The organism is Tunicatimonas sp. (assembly GCF_049647865.1).
GTDB lineage: Bacteria > Bacteroidota > Bacteroidia > Cytophagales > Cyclobacteriaceae > Tunicatimonas.
In genome coordinates, this window is the sequence record NZ_JBARYM010000544.1 from 1 (window position 1) to 3,748 (window position 3,748).

Annotated in this window: 3 protein-coding genes and 1 tRNA gene; all 4 read left to right on the top strand. The window is 42.5% G+C overall.

Annotated elements, in window-relative coordinates; genetic code table 11:
- Window positions 1-261 precede the first annotated feature (261 nt).
- The 4 genes from WBA23_RS16025 to WBA23_RS16040 all read left to right on the top strand — a co-directional run bounded on the left by WBA23_RS16025 (window position 262) and on the right by WBA23_RS16040 (window position 3,657).
- Entirely contained in the window at window positions 262-1,077 is an 816-nt protein-coding gene (locus tag WBA23_RS16025) for an SDR family NAD(P)-dependent oxidoreductase (protein WP_424583296.1), read from the top strand.
- 89 nt (window positions 1,078-1,166) lie between these two features.
- Complete coding sequence (locus WBA23_RS16030; protein WP_424583297.1) at window positions 1,167-1,919, top strand: alpha/beta fold hydrolase; 753 nt, start codon at window positions 1,167-1,169, stop codon at window positions 1,917-1,919.
- Between the two features lie 113 nt (window positions 1,920-2,032).
- Window positions 2,033-2,107: transfer RNA gene (locus tag WBA23_RS16035), tRNA-Pro, on the top strand.
- Window positions 2,108-2,394: 287 nt separating this feature from the next.
- A complete protein-coding gene (locus tag WBA23_RS16040; protein ID WP_424583298.1) occupies window positions 2,395-3,657 on the top strand; it encodes a site-specific integrase in 1,263 nt (420 codons plus the stop codon).
- Window positions 3,658-3,748 lie beyond the last annotated feature (91 nt).

Genomic DNA, 3,748 nt, shown 5'->3' on the forward strand with positions numbered 1-3,748 from the left:
GAAGCATAAAACGCTTAATCCGAGTACTATTCTTTGGTATACTCTTTTTCCGGATTGAGCCGATAGAATAATTAGCCCGACTAGCAGCATATCTAGTCCAATTACCAAGAGCAACAGAAATCCTGAAAATTGATAGATCATATTTCACTTTAAATTGACTTCTAGTGGTACCCTCTACTAAACACTAGCTGATTCTTGCCAGTTACATGGGAGGTTATTTTTTTCACTCACAGTTCATCTGTGGATAATTTTTATTTTTATATGAATTTACAAGTTGAAGGTAAAAATGCAGTTATCACTGGTGGTGATTCTGGCATTGGATTAGAAACAGCAAAAATCTTAGCAAAAGAAGGAGCGAATATCATATTGTCTGATATAGATGAAGAATCACTGCTAGAAGCAGTAGAAAAAGTCAAACCCCATATTTCCGATTCTAGCCAAATTTCTGGCTTTACGGCTGACTTAACTGACTATAGTGAAGTTCAAGAGTTAGCCAAAAAAGTGCAAGATCAGTTTGGGGGTGCCGATATTCTGGCGCACACGGCCGGAGCCCGAGGGGCGGCGGGTGATTTTCTGGATTTAAGTGATGAAGACTGGATGGAAACCATCAATATTGATTTGATGGGTACCGTACGCATTTGCCGGGCGTTTATTCCGCAAATGCAAAACAAGGGCTGGGGCCGTATCGTCACGATTTCTTCCGAAAACGCATTACAACCCTACGAAGACGAAAGTCCGTATAATGCTTGCAAGGCCGGAGTAATTAACCTTACCAAATGCCTTTCCCGCGCTTATTCTAAAGAGGGACTATTGTTCAACTGTGTGTCTCCAGCCTACGTTGCTACTCCCATGACTGATAAGATGATGGAAGAGTTAGCTGATGAGCGAGGTTCTTCGGTAGATGAAGCTATTGAATGGTTCTTAGAAAATGAACGTCCTCATATTGCGGTCAAACGGCGCGGCAAGCCGGAAGAAGTGGCTACGGTGATTGCCTTTCTCTGTTCCGAACTAGCCAGTTATGTCAATGGTAGCAACTACCGAGTAGACGGGGGAGCGGTAGAAACTGCTTTCGGCTAAAATCCATTTTCTTTTTCACTGATCAAAACTACTGTCCAAAAATAGCATTGGGCAGTAGTTTTGTAATTTATCGTTCCACTAACTTTTCTATGAATTACAATCAAACCGTAGTGCGTTGGGGTACTACCGGTACGCCCTTGGTATTTCTTCATTACTTTGGAGGATCAGCTAACAGTTGGCAATGGGTTGCCGAAGAACTACGTGCTGACTATCAGTGCATTGCACTAAACCTACCTGGCTTTGGAGGTACTCAACCTTTAGAAAAACCTTCTATAGAGACATTTACCGACTGGCTAGCTCAAACGCTGAAGCAGCTTAATCTTTATAATCCCGTATTGATAGGTCATTCCATGTCGGGTAAGCTGGCACTTAACGCTGCTGCCGCCTATCCAAAATTGATTAGCAGCGTAATTCTGGTTGCCCCCTCACCTCCAACCCAAGAACCGATGGAAGAGGAAGAACGCCAACGAATGCTTAATCATCCTAACAAGAAGGAGGCAGAAACTACCGTTGAGCAATCAAGTAATCGGAGGCTTAATAATAAGCAAAAATCACTGGCAATAGAAACTCAACTGGTGGTTAATCATCAAACTTGGAAATGGTGGCTGTTAGAAGGCATGAACCATTCCATAAGTGATCAGTTGAGTAAAATTACTATTCCAGTTCATTTGCTAGCTTCTAGCGATGACCCAGTTATTCCTATCAATCTTCTTCAAAAAGATCTAAAGGTCTTGCCCCAAGATGTTAAGGAAGTTATCACTCAAGATATTGGTCACTTAATTCCTTTAGAAGCGCCCAAATGGCTTGCTATAGAAATTAGACAGCTGGTGAACGCAGGGTAGAAAGTATCGATTCTATTTGCATCAATCTGCTAGTTATAGTAAGGGGTTATAGTTTATTGGATTCAGACTTGAATTACGAAAAGAAACTATTAGTTTTGCCACTCTAATTTTTACGGGATGTAGCGCAGCCCGGTTAGCGCACCACGTTAGGGACGTGGGGGTCGCTGGTTCGAATCCAGTCATCCCGACTTAAACAAGCCTAAAAACCACCAAAACCCCTTAAATCGCAGGATTTGAGGGGTTTTTTGTTTTTCTACCCCCCAATACATGCATAGAATCTCAAGAAAAATGTGCCCATATCATGGCCCATTTTTTCTTCTTACCTTTTGGGCACAGAAATGAGTTTAAGTATCTGAAATACAGCAACTTAAACTCATAAAAGTTAGTCTTTTTTGTGCTGGTTTGATATAGTTTCTGTGCCTATTCCAGGATGGACACAGCCAAATGTATTCAAAACCCTTTAAACTGTATTGCTATGCGATCTTCTAACACCTTTAGTATCACCTTCTTTGTCAAGAAATACCGCACTTCTTACGGAGAAGCCCCTATCTACGTTCGTATTACGGTAGATAGCAAACGAATCGACTTATCTATTAAGCGCAAAGTAGCTATTGACCGATGGGATGAGGGCCGGGGTATGGCCAAAGGCAACCGGCAGGATGTCAAAACACTGAACGCTTATCTGGAACAAATACGCAACCAGCTATACGAATGCCAGCAGCAACTGGAGAAAGAAAGAAAACTGGTTACCGCTGAGTCAATCAAGAATCGCTACCTAGGACAGGACGAGCGGGGTAAGACACTGAAAGAACTCATCGAGTATCATAACGAAGAAATGAAGGATGAACTAGCCTGGGGTACACAGAAAAACTACCATACCACCCAACGCTACGCCTACGAGTTTTTACAAAAGAAGCGTAAGACTTCCGATATCTACTTGGATGAGCTGAACTACAAGTTCATTAAGGACTTCGAGAAGTATATCAAGAACCGCACTCCGGACGGCCACCAAAAGCCTTGTACTCAGAATGGAACGATGAAGCATGTGGAACGGCTACGTAAGATGGTAAATCTAGCCGTGAAAGAAGAATGGCTCATCAAAGACCCTTTCGTAAAGTTTAAACTGAAATTTGAGAAGAAGGAACGAGGTTTTCTTACCCAGAATGAATTGCAGCGTATTGAGGAAAAAGAATTTCGGATTGACCGACTGGATCAAACCCGCGACATTTTTATTTTCAGTTGCTACACCGGGCTATCGTACGCTGAAGTATATGATCTAACTTCCGACCATATTATCACCGGTTTAGATGGTAAGCTTTGGATTCAAGGGCGGCGTCGGAAGTCCAAGGAATGGTTTAAAGTACCTCTACTGCCCCAAGCGAAAGCGATTGTAGAAAAGTATCAAGAGCATCCGCTGGCCCAGTCAAATGGTAAAGTATTGCCAGTGTACACCAATCACAAGACGAATTCGTATCTTAAAGAGATAGCTACACTTTGTGAAATTGACAAGAATTTGACATATCACTTAGCCCGGCACACGTTCGCCACAACCGTAACACTCTCCAACGGGGTACCCATTGAAAGCGTCAGCAAAATGCTCGGTCATACCAGTTTACGTACTACGCAGGTTTATGCGAAGGTAGTTGAGCAGAAACTCAGCGAGGATATGGGTATGTTGGAAGCGAGGTTGACGGAGCGATGCAGTGATAGAAATTCTATAACGGCAAACAACAAATAGTATATTGTAAAGCGTCGCGCACATTATGCTTTAATGTAAGTTCGTATTGATCTTCAAGCCGTGCTCTTCTGAACATACACTTCTTTCCAGT

What these genes read in the sequence shown, in the direction of transcription:
- WBA23_RS16040 (WP_424583298.1), top strand. Translation starts at nt 2,395, where the DNA reads ATGCGATCTTCTAACACCTTTAGTATCACCTTCTTTGTCAAGAAATAC.
- WBA23_RS16030 (WP_424583297.1), top strand. Translation starts at nt 1,167, where the DNA reads ATGAATTACAATCAAACCGTAGTGCGTTGGGGTACTACCGGTACGCCC.
- WBA23_RS16025 (WP_424583296.1), top strand. Translation starts at nt 262, where the DNA reads ATGAATTTACAAGTTGAAGGTAAAAATGCAGTTATCACTGGTGGTGAT.